This window comes from Oceanobacter sp. ABM4_470 (genome assembly GCF_056158645.1).
Genome location: NZ_JBSWTR010000002.1, coordinates 322,470 through 339,937 on the forward strand (window position 1 = coordinate 322,470; position 17,468 = coordinate 339,937).

13 protein-coding genes are annotated in these 17,468 nt (G+C 56.5%); 8 read left to right on the forward strand and 5 right to left on the reverse strand.

The features are described 5' to 3' along the window. The first annotated feature begins 80 nt into the window (after positions 1–80). Positions 81–1,298, forward strand: a complete 1,218-nt coding sequence (locus tag ACXADJ_RS18195) for an acetate kinase (protein WP_475068808.1) — start codon at positions 81–83, stop codon at positions 1,296–1,298. After that, complete coding sequence (pta, locus tag ACXADJ_RS18200; RefSeq protein ID WP_475068810.1) at positions 1,298–3,526, forward strand: phosphate acetyltransferase; 2,229 nt, start codon at positions 1,298–1,300, stop codon at positions 3,524–3,526. Before ACXADJ_RS18195 ends, pta begins: the two co-directional genes overlap by 1 nt. A 144-nt stretch (positions 3,527–3,670) precedes the next feature. Here the strand turns inward: pta and ACXADJ_RS18205 are convergent, their stop codons facing one another. Genes ACXADJ_RS18205 through ACXADJ_RS18215 form a run of 3 tightly spaced genes read right to left on the reverse strand, consistent with a single transcriptional unit; the run spans position 3,671 to position 6,526 of the window. Continuing rightward, positions 3,671–4,981 (reverse strand): TRAP transporter large permease, encoded by a 1,311-nt coding sequence (locus ACXADJ_RS18205; RefSeq protein WP_475068814.1) that lies wholly within the window; start codon positions 4,979–4,981, stop codon positions 3,671–3,673. Then, the gene (locus ACXADJ_RS18210; protein ID WP_475068816.1) at positions 4,981–5,535 is read right to left on the reverse strand and encodes a TRAP transporter small permease subunit; all 555 of its coding nucleotides are present in this window, start codon (positions 5,533–5,535) and stop codon (positions 4,981–4,983) included. The genes ACXADJ_RS18205 and ACXADJ_RS18210 overlap by 1 nt, the downstream gene beginning before the upstream one ends. 4 nt (positions 5,536–5,539) lie before the next feature. Continuing rightward, positions 5,540–6,526 (reverse strand): TRAP transporter substrate-binding protein, encoded by a 987-nt coding sequence (locus tag ACXADJ_RS18215; protein WP_475068818.1) that lies wholly within the window; start codon positions 6,524–6,526, stop codon positions 5,540–5,542. 396 nt (positions 6,527–6,922) lie between these two features. Here ACXADJ_RS18215 and ACXADJ_RS18220 point away from each other — a divergent pair, with 396 nt between their 5' ends. The 5 genes from ACXADJ_RS18220 to ACXADJ_RS18240 all read left to right on the forward strand — a co-directional run bounded on the left by ACXADJ_RS18220 (position 6,923) and on the right by ACXADJ_RS18240 (position 13,720). Beyond that, complete coding sequence (locus tag ACXADJ_RS18220) at positions 6,923–7,618, forward strand: aspartate/glutamate racemase family protein (RefSeq protein ID WP_475068820.1); 696 nt, start codon at positions 6,923–6,925, stop codon at positions 7,616–7,618. A 473-nt stretch (positions 7,619–8,091) separates the two neighbouring features. Further along, entirely contained in the window at positions 8,092–9,348 is a 1,257-nt protein-coding gene (doeB2, locus tag ACXADJ_RS18225; protein WP_475068822.1) for a N(2)-acetyl-L-2,4-diaminobutanoate deacetylase DoeB2, read from the forward strand. Between the two features lie 378 nt (positions 9,349–9,726). Then, a complete protein-coding gene (locus tag ACXADJ_RS18230) occupies positions 9,727–10,980 on the forward strand; it encodes a diaminobutyrate--2-oxoglutarate transaminase (protein WP_475068824.1) in 1,254 nt (417 codons plus the stop codon). Next, on the forward strand, positions 10,977–12,239 hold the full coding sequence (doeA, locus tag ACXADJ_RS18235) for an ectoine hydrolase (RefSeq protein ID WP_475068826.1): 1,263 nt from the start codon (positions 10,977–10,979) through the stop codon (positions 12,237–12,239). The genes ACXADJ_RS18230 and doeA overlap by 4 nt, the downstream gene beginning before the upstream one ends. An 80-nt stretch (positions 12,240–12,319) precedes the next feature. Then, positions 12,320–13,720 (forward strand): NAD-dependent succinate-semialdehyde dehydrogenase, encoded by a 1,401-nt coding sequence (locus ACXADJ_RS18240; RefSeq protein WP_475068828.1) that lies wholly within the window; start codon positions 12,320–12,322, stop codon positions 13,718–13,720. A 326-nt stretch (positions 13,721–14,046) separates the two neighbouring features. Here the strand turns inward: ACXADJ_RS18240 and ACXADJ_RS18245 are convergent, their stop codons facing one another. Beyond that, positions 14,047–15,240: an MFS transporter gene (locus ACXADJ_RS18245; RefSeq protein WP_475068830.1), complete on the reverse strand. Its 1,194-nt coding sequence runs from the start codon at positions 15,238–15,240 to the stop codon at positions 14,047–14,049. A 222-nt stretch (positions 15,241–15,462) separates the two neighbouring features. Here ACXADJ_RS18245 and ACXADJ_RS18250 point away from each other — a divergent pair, with 222 nt between their 5' ends. Further along, the gene (locus ACXADJ_RS18250; protein ID WP_475068832.1) at positions 15,463–15,870 is read left to right on the forward strand and encodes a PH domain-containing protein; all 408 of its coding nucleotides are present in this window, start codon (positions 15,463–15,465) and stop codon (positions 15,868–15,870) included. Positions 15,871–16,002: 132 nt separating this feature from the next. Here ACXADJ_RS18250 and ACXADJ_RS18255 read toward each other — a convergent pair whose 3' ends face one another. Next, the gene (locus tag ACXADJ_RS18255; protein WP_475068834.1) at positions 16,003–17,352 is read right to left on the reverse strand and encodes an alanine/glycine:cation symporter family protein; all 1,350 of its coding nucleotides are present in this window, start codon (positions 17,350–17,352) and stop codon (positions 16,003–16,005) included. Positions 17,353–17,468: the final 116 nt, after the last annotated feature.

Here is a 17,468-nt window from a genome sequence, read left to right on the forward strand (position 1 = left end):
GCTCCACGCGCACGGAAAGCATTTGAATTTAGTTTCGGGCACCCATGCATGCCCCCGACATACAAAGGTTTAGGTAACCCATGTCTACCTCACTGGTACTGGTGATTAACTGCGGCAGTTCTTCTATCAAATTCGCCGTGATCGACCCTCAATTTGGTGATGAAGTCTTAACCGGTCAGGCTGAGCGTCTGTTCAGCGAAGGTGCCGAGATTGCGTTCAAGCAAAACGGCGAGAAAACCCGTGTCAGCCTGCCGAACGCTGGCCATGATGAAGCGCTGGTTGCGGTGGTGGAGTTTATCCAGCAGCAGCCGGGTCTGGGCGACAGCATCAAGGCGGTCGGTCACCGTGTGGTTCATGGCGGTGAGTTCTTCCGCGAATCCATGCTGATTACCGATGAAGTGGCGGAGAAGATAGGCCAGTGCAATCACCTGGCGCCGCTGCATAACCCGGCCAACCTTGCCGGTATCGAAACCGCTCGCAAGGTATTCCCGAACCTGCCGCACACTGCTGTGTTCGATACTGCTTTCCACCAGTCCATGCCAGCCAAGTCCTACATCTACCCGCTGCCGTACAAACTGTACGAAGAAAACGCGGTACGTCGTTACGGTTTCCACGGCACCAGCTACCGCTACGTTTGTGTGCAGGCAGCAACCATGTTGAAGCGTCCGTTGGAAGACAGCGCCATGGTGATTGCCCACCTGGGTAACGGCGCGTCTGTGTGTGCTGTGAAGAACGGTGAGAGCATGGAAACCTCTATGGGTATGACGCCAAACGAAGGCATTGTGCACGGCACCCGTTCCGGCAGCATCGACCCGAGCATTCATGAATATCTGGCCAAGCAGCTGGATATGAACATCGACCAGATCAACGACATGCTGTGGAAAGAAAGCGGCCTGTTGGGTATTTCCGGTTTGAGCAACGACTGCCGCACCATCGAAGAAGCTGCGGAAGAAGGCCACGAGCGTTCCCAGCTGGCGCTGGAAATCTACAGCTACCGTCTGGCGCGTACCATTGCCTCCATGGTGCCGTCTCTGGGTCGTCTGGATGGCGTGGTGTTCACCGGCGGTATTGGTGAAAACTCTGACGTGATCCGCGCCGAAACCCTGCGTCAGTTGCAGTTCCTTGGTATCGAAGTCGACGACGCACGCAACAAGGCCACCATTCGTGGCGGTGCTGGTGAAATCTCTACCGATGCCAGCGCAGTGAAAGCCCTGGTGGTTCCTACCAACGAAGAGCTGATGATCGCCCAGGATGCCGTGCGTTTTGTCGAAACTGCGCAACCGGTAGGAGCTGAGTAATGGCACAGGCATTAATGCTGGCTCCGGCTGGTATCGGCGTAGGCCTGAAAACTGCGGTACTGGGCTTGTTCCATGCCATGGACCGTCAGGGCATCAAGGTTCATTTCTTCAAACCGATCGCTGAAAACCAGACCGACGTCGGTGCCGAAGACCGCACCGTGGCCCTGCTGCAAGGCAGCTGTGAACAGCCGATTGGTCAGCCGCTTTCCATGCGTGAAGCCGAGCATCTGGTGTCTTCCGGTCGTGGCGATGAGCTGCTGGAAGAAATCGTTGCCCGCTACGAGCAGTCGCGCCCACAAGGCAGCGAAGTGGTGCTGATTGAAGGCGTGATTCCAACCGCCAACCAGCCATACGCCACTCGTATCAACAAGGAAATCGCCAAGGCGCTGGACGCCCAGGTGGTTCTGGTGGCTGCTCCGGCCGCTGATTCTGTTGAGTCGTTTGAAGACCACATCGAAATCACCGCCGCTGCGTACGGTGGCGTGCGCAACAAGCGTTTGATCGGCTGCTTGCTGAACAAATTGGGCGCACCGTTGGACAACAATGGCCGCAGTCAGCCAGAGCTGACCGACTACACCGGTAGCCGTCAGAGCCTGACCGCTGAAGAAATGAGCGAGCAGAGCACCATCTTCGGCGACCACTTCCCTGTACTGGGTGAAATCCCATGGCGTGATGGCATCAACGCTCCGCGCATCAGTGACGTTGCCAAGCACATGAACGCCAGCGTGATTAACGCCGGTGACATGGACAGCCGTCGTGCCCGCCGCGTCATTATGTGTGCTCGCACCGTGGCCAACGTACTGGAAGAACTGCGTCCGGGTACCTTGGTGGTGACCCCGGCCGACCGTGACGACGTGATGCTGGCTGCCGGTTTGGCAGCCCTGAACGGCGTTGAGCTGGCAGGTCTGATCCTGACCGGTGACCGCGAACCTGATCCACGCGTGATCGAGCAGTTTGGCGCTGCCAACAGCACCTTGCCGGTACTGAAAGTGCAGACCAACAGCTGGCAGACCGCTATGGACCTGCAACGCATGGACAACGAAATTCCGTTGGACGATGCCGAGCGCCTGAACCGCATTCAGGAAGAAACCGCCCGTCACATCGATGCCGAGTGGCTCAACAGCTACGTTGATAGCGAATACCAGCGTCGTTTGTCGCCGCCAGCGTTCCGCTACAACCTGATCCAGCGTGCCCGCAGCGCGGCCAAAACCATCGTGCTGCCGGAAGGCGACGAGCCACGTACCGTAAAAGCCGCGGCCATTTGTGCCAAGCGCGGTATTGCTCGTTGTGTACTGCTGGGCAAGCCGGAAGAAGTGCACCGCGTGGCACAGAACCAGGGCATTGAACTGGGCGACGGCATCGACGTGTTCGATCCGGACGAGATTCGCGGCAACTACATCGGCCGCCTGGTCGAGCTGCGCGCTCACAAGGGCATGACTGAAATCATCGCCGAAGAACAGCTGGCCGATAACGTTGTACTGGGTACCCTGATGCTGGAACTGGGCCATGTGGATGGTCTGGTGAGTGGCGCGGTACACACCACCGCCAACACCATTCGTCCGCCGCTGCAGCTGATCAAGACCGCGCCGGGCACCAACCTGGTGTCGTCTGTGTTCTTTATGTGTCTGCCGGATCAGGTACTGGTATACGGCGACTGCGCCATCAACCCGGACCCGAACGCCGAACAGCTGGCCGATATTGCCATTCAGTCTGCCGACTCCGCCATGGCCTTTGGCATTCCGCCACGGGTAGCCATGATCAGCTACTCCACCGGTGCCTCCGGTCAGGGGTCTGATGTGGATAAAGTGCGTGAAGCGACCCGTATTGCGCAGGAAAAACGCCCGGATCTGTTGATCGACGGCCCGCTGCAATACGACGCTGCCGTAATGGAAAGCGTGGCCCGCTCCAAGGCACCGAACAGTGCCGTTGCCGGTCAGGCCACCGTGTTTGTATTCCCGGATCTGAACACCGGTAACACCACCTACAAAGCGGTACAGCGTTCTGCCGACGTAATCAGCATTGGCCCAATGCTGCAAGGCATGCGCAAGCCAGTGAACGACCTTTCCCGTGGTGCTTTGGTAGACGACATCGTCTTCACCATCGCCCTGACGGCGATTCAGGCGGACAGCACCGCCGACCAAACAGTTGCTGCGGACAACAGCGCCGTAGCAGCCGAGGCACAAGCCCAAAAGGCACGTGCCGAGCAGTCTGAAACGACCACTGCGTAAACCGAGGTGATCGGCCGGGTGCAAGCCCGGTCTGGCTGTTTTCGAACCCGACCTGACCGATCGTCAGGTCGGGTTTTTTATGGTCTGCTGTTTTGATCCGCACCGCAGAAGCCGTATCAGCCACTACCCATTCCCAAGCCCTGTTTATCCACTGCCCAGTTCAGGCAGCCACAGCACAATGCCGGGGAACAGGGTGATCAGCAGCGCGGCACAGCACATCAGAATGAAGAATGGCATGGCGGCCAGCGCGACTTTGCCAAGCTTTTCACCGGTCAGGCCTTGCAATACAAACAGGTTAAAGCCTACCGGCGGAGTGATTTGACCGAGTTCCACCATGATCACCAGAAACACGCCGAACCAGATCGGGTCGATGCCGGCTTGCAGTACCAGTGGCAGGGTGATCGGCAGGCTCATCACGGTGATGGAAATGCCATCCAGAAACAGCCCTAACACTATGTAGAACAGTGCCAGAATCATCAGCAGTTGGGCCGGGCTCAGGTCCATGGCCGAAATAACGGCAGCGAGGTCTTGTGGAATGTGCAGGTAGCCAACGGCGGTCGCCAGCAGGGCTGCACAGACCAGAATCGAACACACCATCACGCTGCTGAGAATGGCCGAACGCAGCGCGCCGCTGAACAGATCCCGGCTCAGTTGCCGTTCGGCTGCCAGCATCAATAGCGACGCGCCAAGGCCAACGGCGGCGGCCTCCGATGGTGTGGCAAGGCCAGAGTAAATAGAACCAATCACTACAAAAATCAGTGCCAGCACCGGGCTCAGCAGTTTGATGCTTTGCCACAAGGTGACGCTGCTTTCTTCGGTCGTCTGTCGCGGGGCTTTTTGTGGATGCATCACCGCCTGGGCGAACAGGTAAGCGGAGTAGAGCACGGCGATCAACAGGCCCGGAAGTACACCGGCCATAAAGAGTTTGCTGATCGATACTTCGGCCTGTACGCCATAGACGATCATCACAATCGACGGTGGAATCAGCAGCCCGAGACTGCCAGCACCGGCCAGCGAGCCAATCGACAGTTTGCGGTCGTAGCCGCGTTGTTGCAGCTCGCGGGTGGTGATTTTACCGACGGTAGCGGTGGTGGCCGAGCTGGAACCACTGACCGCAGCAAACAGCGTACAGCCAAAAATATTGGTGTGCAGGATGCCTCCGGGAATGCGACGAGCGAACGGCTCGAGGCCTTTGAACAGGCGTTCGGATATGTCCGAACGGAAGATCAGTTCGCCCATGAAGATAAATAACGGAATGGCCGACAGCTCCCATGAGTTACCGGCCCGAAACAGAATCCGCGTCAGGGTGACGCCGATGCGGTGAAAGCTGAAATCCCCCAGCCAGAACAGCGACAGTACCGACACCATAACCAGTCCGGCAAAGACCCAGGCACCGAGGCCCAGCACCAGAAAAATCAGTACCACAACACCCAGGGTGGTCATCAGGGTTTCCATCAGGCCACCTCGCTCTGCTGTGAATTGGCTGAATCGCCATCGGTTTCGTCTGCTTCCAGATAGCAAGGCGGTTGCTGGTAAACCAGCAGGCTCAGCACTCGGGCCAACAAGGTGATACACAGCACGACCATGCCAATGAACACCAGTCCTTCGGGAATCCAGATGGGGGTATCGACCAGCGAATCACTGGTAATGCCGCGCTTGTAGCTGCGCAACACGTTTTTCAGCCAGTACCAGCTAAGCCAGCTGAACAGCACCAATACCGCGGCAGACACCAACGCATCCAGAATGACCGTCCAGACATGGGGCAGGCGGTCGATCAGCATATCCACCCGAATCAGTCCGGCGCGCTCCAGCGTAAAACCCAGTCCCATAAAGGTCATGGTGGCGACGGCGTAGCCGACAAACTCGTTAAGAATGTAGGTCGAGGTATCGAAGAAACGCAGCACAATTTCCAGCAGGATATGCGCCGCCATATACACAATCAGGCTGCCGGCAATGATGCCGCCAGCCTGATTGATGCGTTTTACCAGCAGGATAAAGGCTGCAATCATGGGTTTACTCGGCTGCAAACTGCTGCAACTGCTTGAAGATTTGCTGGCCGGTGTCACCGGTGCTCTTCAGCCACTCATCCAATGCTGGTTTGCCTGCGGCTTTCAGGTCGGCGGCCATGCCCGGGTCGATATCGGTGATGATATTGACCTTGTGCTGGTTCAGCTCGTCGTAGTTTTGGGCCAAACGGGTGCGCACGGTTTGCCAGTTGTGGGCGTCGGTCAGCTTGGCCGCTTCCAGAATGGCTTGCTGGTCCTTCTCTGGCAGGTCGTCAAACACCTCGCGGTTCATGTGCACCATGTTCAATGGAATGGCGTAACGGATTTCGCTGTAGCTGTTCAGGTGTTCCCAGAAACTGCCGTTGGCACCGGACTCAGCCGACGTCAGCACCGCCGAAATACCGCCCGTCGACAGCTGTGGGACTACGTCTGCCCACGACAGCAGCACCGGTGCGGCTCCGGCTTCCTTGAAAGCGATGGTGCCGTTTTTGTCGTAGGTACGAATCTTCAGATTGTGCAGCTCGTCCACCGAGTTCACCGGCCCTTTCGACCAGATACCACTGGCTGGCCAAGGAGAGGCATACAGCAGGATTTGGTCGTTATCTGCGAAGACTTTTTCGTAATAAGGACGGGCAACCTCGTAGAGGGTTTCGGCATCGTCTACGCTGCTGACCACAAATGGCAGCGACGACAGCAGGAAGATTGGGTCAATACCGCCCATGGTGCCCGCCAGAGTGTCGGCGATTTGAATGGCGTTATCGGCTACAGCATAGAAGTGGTCGGCCGACTTGAAGCCCAAGGCACCGCTGGTGTGCAGGGTGATATCCACATCACCGCCACTCAGTTTTGACACCTGTTCGATAAAGTAGGCATCGCCCTGGGCGTGGATCGACTTGTCGTTGTATTCGTTGGAAAAATCCAGACTGGCGGCGCTGGCGAAAGAGGCTGTGATACTCAGAATGGATGCTGCAAGGGCAGAGCGAAGTGGCGTCATTACCATCTCCTGTAACCGTCGTTGGTTGAATGAACTGCGCCCGCGCAGCAAATTCCAATTAATCGAACGGCCGACACAGGCAGGTGCTTCAAGCAAACCGGAATCGAAAGACTCCAAATTGACCAATTGCACATGGGGCTGGTCTGTTTCCGTCCAGATTGTCCGCAGTGCGGCGTGGAGTGGTGAATTGAGGTTAGCGTCTACGAATATTGATCAAGGTTTGTTCACAGCAACTGTACTGCTTTAAGTACAGTTTTAGCGGTTTAGGCCTATTCAATGGCAACTGTTCTGATCATCAAGCGGACAACTGGCTCTAACCCGAAAACAGCCAGCTGTAACAATAGGTGGACTACGCACTCTGCGGATAACTCACTCCATGAACAAAGAGGGACGGCTATGAAAACCATCGGGCTGTTGGGCGGCATGAGCTGGGAGTCCACCCAGACCTATTACAAGCTGATTAATGAAGGCGTACGTGAACGTGCCGGTGGTTTGCATTCGGCGTCATTAGCTTTGGTCAGCCTTGATTTTCAGCCACTGGCGGATTTACAGGCCGAAGGTAACTGGGACGCCATCCGCGATGAGCTGGTCAGCGCCGCCATGCAGGTGCAGGCCGCCGGTGCCGATTGCCTGTTGATTGGTACCAACACCATGCACAAGTTGGCCGACGAGGTAGAAGCGGCGCTGCGTATTCCGCTGCTTCATATCGCCGACGCTACCGGCTCGGCGCTGGTGGCCAAGGGGATTCAGAAGGTTGGTTTACTGGGCACCGCCTTCACCATGGAGCAGGATTTCTACCGTCAGCGGTTGGCCGACAAGTTCGGGCTGGAGGTGGTTATCCCCAACGATGAACAGCGAGCCGAAGTGCATCGGGTGATCTATCAGGAATTGTGTCAGGGCAAGGTACTGGAAAGCTCTCGCGCCAGCTATCTGGCGGTGATGGAATCGCTGGTTGAGCAGGGAGCACAAGGTGTGATTCTGGGCTGTACCGAAATCGGCCTGCTGGTGAAGCCGCAAGATACCGATATTCCGTTATTCGATACCGCTGAAATTCACGCCAGGGCGGCGGTGGATTTTGCCTTTTCTCAATAACGGGATGGAGCCAGTTCAGTCCGTTTACACATTAGAAACCACGACCTTCAGCCGCAATTTAGCCTCAATCCTCCGGCAAATACGACGCATTCTGGTGCGTCGTGTTTTGCTTTGGTGCGATAGTCATTTCTGAACGACCAGTTTCTGTATTTTTCCGATTCGATAGTCCTGACAGTTGTTAGAAAGCCGCCGAGCATAAGCCTGTCATCTGAAAAAATTCCGTTGCCGACAATTGCGCGTCACTCTGTCCACTTGGTCAATAGCGGCTGATTTTCAGCAGCTTGCCAGCGATAAAATCCCATAATCTATCACTCGTTCGAATTTAAATTCGGCGGCACTTTTTTGTGCACGCCAAGTGGCTGTTTTTAAACAAATATTCTTGCTGGTAAAACGCAAAGTCGACAATCCCGTCGTCAGCTGGCCCGAGCGGGAACGCTCCGTGCTCAGGTACAAGTGAAGACCGGAGGAACACCATGCAAGAAATTCTGAACCTGACTCAGCCTGACAAGACTGCTGATGCCGGAAGCAAAGTTGCAGGGCAGCAAGGCAGTGCCAGCGGGCCGGACTGGCCACAACTGATTGCACAAGCGACCGATTGGCGTCGGCAGTTGCACCGTCAGCCTGAGCTGGGGTGGCAGGAAGAACGCACCGCGTTGCTGATTCGCCAGCGGCTGGATGCCATGGGTATTCAATGGCGTGCCTGCGCAGGTACCGGCACGGTGGCGACGCTGGGGGGAATCAACACGGCGGCCACAGACCATCTGCATATCGCCCTGCGCGGCGATATCGATGCCTTGCCGATTGTCGAAGACAGCGGCGTCAGCTGGAGTTCGGAACACAGCGGTTGCATGCATGCCTGTGGACACGATGGCCATACCGCCACTTTGCTGGCGACCGCAGCCTGGCTGAAGCGCTTTGAAGAGCAACTGCCTGCACCAGTCACCTTGCTGTTCCAACCGGCAGAAGAGGGCGGTCATGGCGCCAAGGCCATGATTGACGACGGCGCGCTTGAAGGGGTTGATCAGATTTTTGGCTGGCACAATTGGCCAGCGATTCCGTTCGGCAAGATGGCCTGCCCCAACGGCATTGTGATGTGTGGCAACGGCACCTTCAAAATCACCATATCGGGCAAGGGTGGTCATGCCAGTCAGCCGGAGCTGTGTGCCGATCCGGTATTGGCGGCCAGCGCGGTGGTGATTGCCTTGCAGCAAGTAATCAGCAGACGTTTACCGCCGCAGTTGGCGGCGGTGGTCAGCGTGACGTCCATAGACGCCATCAGTGCACCGACGGTGATTGCCCAGCAAGCGGTGATCTCCGGCAGCATTCGGGTACCCGACCGCGCTACCCGCCAGTTGGTTAACGACGCCATCGAATCCATTTGTCAGCAAACCGCCGCCGGTTATGGCACCACGGCGACGCTGGAATGCTTTCCCCGTTACGAAGCCACCATCAACCATCCTGAGCAGGCGCGCAGTATGCGCAATGGCTGGAGCCAGCTGTTTGGTGAAGACTCACTGGAGCATGGCATCATGCTGCCGGTGATGGCGTCGGAAGACTTCAGCTACTACCTCAACGAAATTCCCGGTGCCTTTGCACTGATTGGCTCTGACGACGGTGCGGCTCCGGCTTGGCCTTGTCACAGCTCACATTACGACTTCAACGACCGCTTGATCGAGCGGGTCACCCGGCTCTACAGCCTGCTGGTGCAGTGTCCACTGCCGCAGGTGTAGTGCTGATCAACAGCTGACTGCTGTTTAACAGACAACCATTCAATCAACGTTTTATTCGATAAATAACAGCTTATCGGAAGCACTAATGCGCCTTGAGATGAGCCAATTTGAACAAGAGCAAATAGAACATCTGGCCATGGATGGCCGGATAGCACAGTTGAGGCATGGATGCCGAATCTGTGCGTGGTCGTAATGCGCTCGTCGTGAAAATTGATATGCGAATCGGCAGCGCGAAGCAGTGGGGATGGCAACCGCCGGGGAGAGAAGTTCTCCCCAAGAGGCATCCAGCTCCGCAGGATATGTTCCAAACCGACCGACTCGTCCGCGAGCCTGGCCACAACCGCCTCAACCAGAGGCAACCCGATGAAGGAGAGCAACATGAGCATTTTTGCGCAACGAGAGTCCGACATCCGCGCCTACTGCCGCGTGTACCCGGTGGTGTTCGAGAAAGCTTCGAACGCACGTCAGACGGACGATCAGGGCAATGAATACATCGACTTTTTCGCCGGGGCCGGTGTACTGAATTACGGCCATAACAACGAGCGGATGAAACAGGCGGTGATCAACTACCTGCAGAACGACGGTGTGCTGCACACGCTGGACATGCACAGCACCGCCAAGCGGACGTTTATGGAAACCTTCGAGAAGGTGATACTGGAACCGCGTTCGATGGATCACAAAATGCAGTTTATGGGGCCAACCGGCACCAATTCGGTAGAAGCGGCCCTGAAGCTGGCGCGCCGGGTCACAGGTCGTCGTCAGGTCGTTGCGTTTTCGAAAGGCTTTCATGGCATGACGCTGGGGGCGCTGGCACTGACGGCCAACAGCTATTTTCGCGGTGCCGCCGGTGTGCCGTTAGCCAATGTGGTGCATCAGCCGTTCGGCTATATGGACAGCCTCTCGCTGCTGAAAGAACTGTACGCCGACCCATCGTCAGGTATGGAGCCGCCAGCAGCCTTTGTGGTGGAGACGATTCAGGCCGAAGGCGGGGTAAACGTTGCCAGCAATGAATGGTTGCTTGCCTTGCAGGCGTTAGCCAAAGACGTTGGCGCCTTACTGGTGGTGGACGATATTCAGGTTGGCTGCGGTCGTACCGGTTCGTTCTTCAGTTTTGATGATGTAGTTGCCAATGGTGAAAGCCTTGATCCGGACATCATCTGTCTGGCCAAGGGTATTGGTGGCATGGGCACGCCAATGGCGATGAATCTGGTCAAGCCAGAGCACGACAAGCACTGGTCGCCAGGCGAACACACCGGCACGTTCCGCGGCCAAAGCCTGTCGTTTGTGGCGGGTACCGAAGCGCTCAAATACTACGAAACGCCGGAACTGATGGATCAGGTGGCCCGTTGCACCACCATCATGAACGACGCGCTGGCGCCGCTGGTGCGCAAATATCCACAAGTTGAAGTGCGTGGCAAAGGCATGATCATCGGCCTTGATGTGGCCGACACCGAGCATTCCAAAGCCATTGTTGCCGAGTGTTTCGACAACGGTTTGCTGATCGCCAGCTGTGGTACTGGCGGCAAGGTGCTGAAGCTGATTCCACCACTCACCATTCCTGAAGACGACCTCACTGCCGGACTGGAAATTCTGGTTCGCGCCACCGACAACACCCTGGAGGCAGCACTATGAAACAGCGTGATGATATGACTTTCCCGTTTTCTGAATACGAGCGTCGCATCAATGACTTGCGTGAACGTATTGCCTATCGCAGGCTCGATGCGGTGGTGATTTCCGACCCGGAAAACATCATGTACCTGACCGACTACCAGACCACGGGCTACAGCTTCTTCCAGGCGTTAGTGGTGCCCTTGGAAGGCGAACCTTTCATGATCACCCGGGCACTGGAAGAGTCGAACGTGATTTACCGCACCTGGGTGGAAGTAACGCGGCCGTACCCGGACACCGGCGATGCTATCCAGATGCTGGTGGATGCACTGAAAGAATTCGGTCTGGGCAACAAGCGCATTGGCTACGAGCGCAATTCCTACTTTTTCCCAGCCTACCATCAGGACTTTATCCACACCCGCATGCGCAACGCCAAGCTGTTGGATTGCTTCGGCATTGTTGAGCAGGGCCGTATTCGCAAATCTGTGCATGAAATTGAAATCATGAAGCGGGCAGCAAAAGCGACTCAGGCCGGTATGGCGGCAGGGATCGAAGCCTGCGCTGCCGGGGTGACCGAAAACGAGATCGGCGGTGCCATTGCCAACGCCATGTTCTGTGCCGGTGGCGAAACGCCATCGGTGATGCCATACGTGACCTCAGGGCCACGAACCATGATTGGTCACGCCACTTTTGAAGGTCGGGTGGTGCAGCCGGGTGAGCATGTGTTCCTTGAAATCGGCGGCTGCTATCGCCGTTACCACACCGCCATGATGCGCACCGTGGTACTTGGCGAACTGAGCGATTCCATGTACAAGGCGCAGGAGAAAATGAAACAGGCGCTCGACGAAGTGCATAGCATCGTCCAGCCGGGCATGACGGTTTCGGATGTGGATAACATGGTCCGTAACATCATCTCGGATAACGATGTTGGCGCCCGACTGGCGACCCGCTCCGGCTACTCGATTGGCATCGCCTTTCCGCCAAGCTGGGACGAAGGCTATATATGCAGCCTCAATCAGGGCGACTCGGTGATACTGGAAGAAGGCATGACGTTCCATATCATCCCCTGGATGTACGGCATCGACGGCGACAAAACCTGCGGTATCTCGGATACCATCTACATCACCGATCAGGGCTGTGCCTCCTTCTTCGACTTCGAACGGGACTTTGTGGTGAAGCCCGAACACGGCGCGAAGAAAACGACGGCCACCGCGACAGGCAGCACAGCATCGCCGGTGGTATCCGTCAGTGCCCAGCCGAAAAAGAAAGTGGCCTCTGCCTGAGAGCGGCAGTGCCTGCCGAACCAAATTGAAGACCATCCAACACGGGCGGCTGCAACAAGCCGCCCGTGACAGGAGACACCATGGCTATACAACAGACACTTACCTCCACCAACCCGGCCACCGGACTGGTGCTGGAACAGTACCCGGCACTCACCGCCGACGAGATCAAAGCCACCATCGACCTGGCCGCCAGAGCCTGGACCAGCTGGCGTCAAACCCGCCTGAATCTGCGTACCAAAATGATGCAGGAAGTGGCTGCCCAACTGCGCGAAAACAAGCAGCTATTGGCGGAAATGATGTCGATGGAAATGGGCAAACCGATCAAGGAAGGCTGGGGCGAAGTCGAAAAAGCCGCTTTCTGCTGTGAGCACTACGCCCAGAATGCCCAGGCTTATCTGGAAAGTGACAGCATCGAATCCGATGCCAAGGACAGCTACGTTACCTATCAGCCGATCGGTGCCTTGTTGGGTATTCTGCCGTGGAATGCGCCGGTGTGGCTGGCGTTCCGCTTTTTGGCTCCGGCGCTGATGGCGGGCAATACCTGTGTGGTGAAACACGATCCCCATGTACAGGGCTGCTCAAAGATGATCGTCGACATTATTCAGGAAGTATGCAGTCGCCTGAAAGTGCCAGACGCCAACATTGTGGTGAACCTGCCTGCAGCAAACAGTGATGTGGAAGCAGCGATTCGTCACCCGGCGATTCAGGCGGTGTCTTTCACTGGCTCCAGTGCTGCGGGTGGCAAGGTGGCAGCGATAGCGGCTTCTGAAATCAAACACGCGGTGCTGGAACTGGGCGGCTCTGATCCATGCATCGTGATGGCCGATGCCGCTGACCTTGAGAAAGCCGCCGATGTGGTGGTGTTGTCGCGCATTATTAATGCTGGTCAGTCCTGCATCGCTGCCAAGCGTATTCTGGTGGAAGCACCGATTTACGATCAGTTCGTTGAAATGCTGCGGGTTCGAATGGAGAAGTTGGTGATCGGCGACCCATTGTTGGACGACACAGATATCGGCCCGATTGCCCGTCAGGACCTGATGGATAACCTCCATCGTCAGGTAACGACGTCGATTGCTGAAGGGGCCAAATGCCTGCTGGGTGGTGAAGCCTTGTCTCGTCCGGGGCTGTATTACCCACCAACCTTGCTGGCGGACGTGAAGCCTGGCATGTGTGTGTTTGAAGAAGAGACCTTTGGCCCTGTGATGGCGGTGATGAAAGTGGATTCTTTCGAGCAGGCGTTAGAGGTGGCGAACGATACCCAATACGGCCTGGGCGCCAGCATCTGGACCGAAAAGCCGCTGAACAAGCGCCATGCGATTCTGAACCTGCAGGCAGGTCAGATTTCGATTAATGGCATTGTAAAAACCGACCCGCGCTTGCCATCCGGTGGTATCAAGAAGTCCGGTTATGGTCGTGAGTTGGGGCCGCATGGTATTCGCGAATTTACCAATGCCAAGCAGGTGTGGATTGGCGCGTCTTGATCACGCAACGCGCTGTAATCTCAAGGACAGCGCTTGTTTGGACCTCCAAAGCGGTTTGCCTCTTGGGGAGAACTTCTCCCGGAACGCCGTATCGCTCCGGCGGCTAGCGATCGAAGCTACTGCCAGAAATGGCGCCGGAATGTCACTGCTAGTGCATTGAGATGAGCCAATTAAAACGAAAGTGAATAGAGCATGAGGCCATGGATGGCCCGGTTAGCCCAGTTGCTACAGGGAGGTAGCGTCTGGGCGTGTTCGTGATGAGCTTGAAGTGGCAATTGATCAGCGAATCGGAAGCGCGTTGCAGTGATGATCTGGCGATCTTCTGTTTAATCTCGCCGCTTTTCCAGCCACGGCAGCAGCACCAGTGCCACCAATACCAATGCAATAAACGGGAAGGTCGCCAGGTTCAGCTGGTGCCAACCGGACACGCTGAGCTGGTGGCCCGCACTGAATGACGCTATGGCTGCGGTACCGAACACCATAAAGTCGTTCACTGCTTGTACCTTGCTCTTTTCAGACGGTTGATAACAACTGGTGAGCATGGTAGTGACGCCGATAAAACCGAAGTTCCAACCCAGCCCAAGTAGAATCAACGCCAGCCAGAACAGGCCGACTTCCATCCCCATCAAGGCCACCAGACTGGCACTGAACAACAGCATCAGCCCCATCGCGGTGGTAATCAGCGCGCTGGTTTTCTGAATCACCTTGCCGGTAAAAAAGCTGGGTCCGAACATCGCCAGAATATGCCATTGAATACCCAGTGTGGCGTCGCTGCTGTCGTGGCCGTGCATTACCATCGCCAGCGGTGCGGCGGTCATCACGAATGCCATCAAGGCGTAGGAGGCGGCTCCGGCAATCACGGCAACGATTAATCTGGGCTGGGCTAACAGCTGTGAGAGCGGACGGGCAGGGGCGTCTGTATGCGCAGCTTTGGCATCCGGTAATTTCAGCGTCATCAATACCAGCACTGCTAATAGCGCCAGGCCACCTTGAGCCACAAAGCTGCCAGCGTATTTATGCTCGGCAATGGCGTCGGTAGTCAGAATGACGGTCTGTGGGCCAATGATCGCAGCGACCAGGCCACCGACCATGATCATCGAAATGGCACTGGGTTTGAACTCGGCTGGCGTAATGTCGGAGGCGGCAAAACGGTAGTTCTGCACACAAGCACCGTAAAAGCCACTCAAGGCCACCGCCACACAGAACAGTTCGAACGACTGCCAGATGATTGCCATGGTCGCCAATACGCTGGCCAGCACACATATCAGTGCCCCGGTTTTATAGGTTGCTACCCGGCCCATGCCCATCATCAAACGGGCGGCTGGAATGGTCGAAAGAGCAACACCAACGCTGTATAGGCTTACCGGCAGGGTGGCCAGGGATGGATCGCTCGCCAGCTGGTGGCCGATAAGACCACCAAGAGCAATCACAATAGGTGCGCTGGAAGCACCGAGCGACTGGGCAGTGAACAGCTTCCACAGTCCATTACGGTTGGAGGCATCGAGTTGATTCAGAAACACAGACGGTACGATCCTTGGATAAAAACAGGACGTTACTCCTCGCTGTATTAGCGGGCAAGCGGGTTATACAGACGTAGAATCTCAAGCAGCTGACAAACTTGAGACCCTGTTCCACAAAAGCCCTTTAGCTTGGGGCATTTTTGCGGCTGAATAGCGCGCCTTGAGTGGCACTTTTCGACACTCGTTTACTCCAACCGGCCAGACTGTTTGCAGGAGTTATGGATGGCTTATATCGACGAATCCCTTTCGAAAGGGGAAAACATTTACAAGGTGTTTGAGTTCCACTGGATCATTCGCTTCTTTCTGGTGCTGCACGTGATCCTCTGCGTCACCATCATCTGGATTCCCGTCGCGCTTTACTACTGGTTAACCTGGAAATGCACCGAACAGGGTGTTACCAACAAACGGGTTATCCACAAGAGCGGCATCATCGCCCGTAAAACCGACGAAATGAAACTGGAAGCCATCGAAGCCATTGAAATCAATCAGGGGATCTGGGGACGGATTCTGGGCTTCGGTACACTGACCATCTACGGCCGTGGCGAAGGCGACGTCATCATGAAATGGATGGCCAACCCGGTGCAGGCCAAACGCGATATTGAAAGCGCGGATTATCAGGAAGAAGAGTGACCCGAAAGCCGGGAAAAGGAATTTGCAGGGCAAAGGAATTGAAAACCCAAGGCCGCCACCCGTCTGGCGGCTTGGGCATCACCTGCAAGCAGGTGGATGGAGGAGCCTCTCACGCCCCTCCCGTGGCACTGATCAGTGCTTGTCGAAGTATTCGCGAGTCAGCTTGAACACCACCGGACTCAACAACGCCAGTGCCACCAGGTTTGGCAGCGCCATCATGGCGTTGAGGGTGTCGGCCAACAGCCAGACGGTATCCAGACTCACCACGGTGCCTACCGGCACAGCAACGATCCACAGCACCCGGAATGGACGAATGGCTTTGACGCCAAACAGGTATTCCGCGCAGCGCTCGCCATACAGGCTCCAGCCCAATATGGTGGTGAAGGCAAACACCGCCAGCGCAATCGCCACCAGATAGTTACCCACACCCGGCAAAGCGGTGGCGAAGGCGGCCGACGTCAACGCGGCACCGGAGACGCCCGATGTCCACTCACCGGAAGTGATGATCACCAGGCCGGTAATGGAACAAATGACGATGGTGTCGATGAAGGTGCCCAGCATCGCAATCAGGCCCTGACGGATCGGGTCCTTGGTTTGTGACGCCGCGTGAGCGATTGGCGCTGAGCCTAAACCGGCTTCGTTGGAAAACACACCGCGCGCCACACCAAAGCGAATAGCCGCCCATACTGCGGCACCGGCAAAACCGCCTTCCGCAGCCGATTCGGTAAAAGCATAGGTGAAAATCAGCTCCAGCGCGTGGGGAATTTCAGCCGAGTTAATCGCCAGTACGATCAGACCAATCACCAGATAGCCCAGCGCCATCAATGGCACCAGAGCACCAGCGACAGAACCAATGCGCTTGATTCCACCCAGCAGCACAGCGCCGGTCAGCACCATCAATACCAGTCCGGTTGCCCATGCAGGTACCGAGAAGTTGGCCTCCAGCACCGAGGCCACCGAGTTGGATTGCACGGTATTGCCAATACCAAAGCCGGCAATGGTGCCGAAGATGGCGAAGGCCGCGCCCATCCAGGCCCAGTTCTTCCCCAGACCATTCTTGATGTAGTACATTGGGCCACCAACGTGGTTGCCTTCTTCGTCTACCTCGCGGTATTTCACCGCCAGCACGGCTTCGGAGTATTTGGTCGCCATACCCACCAGTGCCGTACACCACATCCAGAACAAGGCACCCGGACCACCCAGGAATACCGCCGTGGCCACACCAGCGATGTTGCCTGTACCCACGGTCGCCGACATGGCGGTCATCAGCGCCTGAAACGGGGAAATATCCCCCTGTTGTTTTTCGCCCTCAGAGGCATTGCGGCCACTCCACATCAGGCTGAACCCTGTGCCCAGCTTGCGGATTGGCATCAGCCGTAATCCCAGTTGCAGGAACAAGCCCACACCCAGAATCAGCACCAGCATCATGGGGCCCCAAACAATACCGTTTACGGCTCCCACCCATTCGTTAAACAGCTCCATTTAACAGTCCTTATCATTATTGGTTTGTCTTGGGACCTCTTGAGCAACCCGGTGCCCGCTCTGGATGACAGAGCTGTGCAGGGTTATTCAGAGAGTCCCTTGCTTCCAGCGTGACG

Excerpts from the sequence above, each read along its gene's own strand:
- ACXADJ_RS18195 (WP_475068808.1), top strand. The coding sequence starts at position 81 with ATGTCTACCTCACTGGTACTGGTGATTAACTGCGGCAGTTCTTCTATC.
- pta (WP_475068810.1), top strand. The coding sequence starts at position 1,298 with ATGGCACAGGCATTAATGCTGGCTCCGGCTGGTATCGGCGTAGGCCTG.
- ACXADJ_RS18205 (WP_475068814.1), bottom strand. The coding sequence starts at position 4,981 with ATGGAAACCCTGATGACCACCCTGGGTGTTGTGGTACTGATTTTTCTG.
- ACXADJ_RS18210 (WP_475068816.1), bottom strand. The coding sequence starts at position 5,535 with ATGATTGCAGCCTTTATCCTGCTGGTAAAACGCATCAATCAGGCTGGC.
- ACXADJ_RS18215 (WP_475068818.1), bottom strand. The coding sequence starts at position 6,526 with ATGACGCCACTTCGCTCTGCCCTTGCAGCATCCATTCTGAGTATCACA.
- ACXADJ_RS18220 (WP_475068820.1), top strand. The coding sequence starts at position 6,923 with ATGAAAACCATCGGGCTGTTGGGCGGCATGAGCTGGGAGTCCACCCAG.
- doeB2 (WP_475068822.1), top strand. The coding sequence starts at position 8,092 with ATGCAAGAAATTCTGAACCTGACTCAGCCTGACAAGACTGCTGATGCC.
- ACXADJ_RS18230 (WP_475068824.1), top strand. The coding sequence starts at position 9,727 with ATGAGCATTTTTGCGCAACGAGAGTCCGACATCCGCGCCTACTGCCGC.
- doeA (WP_475068826.1), top strand. The coding sequence starts at position 10,977 with ATGAAACAGCGTGATGATATGACTTTCCCGTTTTCTGAATACGAGCGT.
- ACXADJ_RS18240 (WP_475068828.1), top strand. The coding sequence starts at position 12,320 with ATGGCTATACAACAGACACTTACCTCCACCAACCCGGCCACCGGACTG.
- ACXADJ_RS18250 (WP_475068832.1), top strand. The coding sequence starts at position 15,463 with ATGGCTTATATCGACGAATCCCTTTCGAAAGGGGAAAACATTTACAAG.
- ACXADJ_RS18255 (WP_475068834.1), bottom strand. The coding sequence starts at position 17,352 with ATGGAGCTGTTTAACGAATGGGTGGGAGCCGTAAACGGTATTGTTTGG.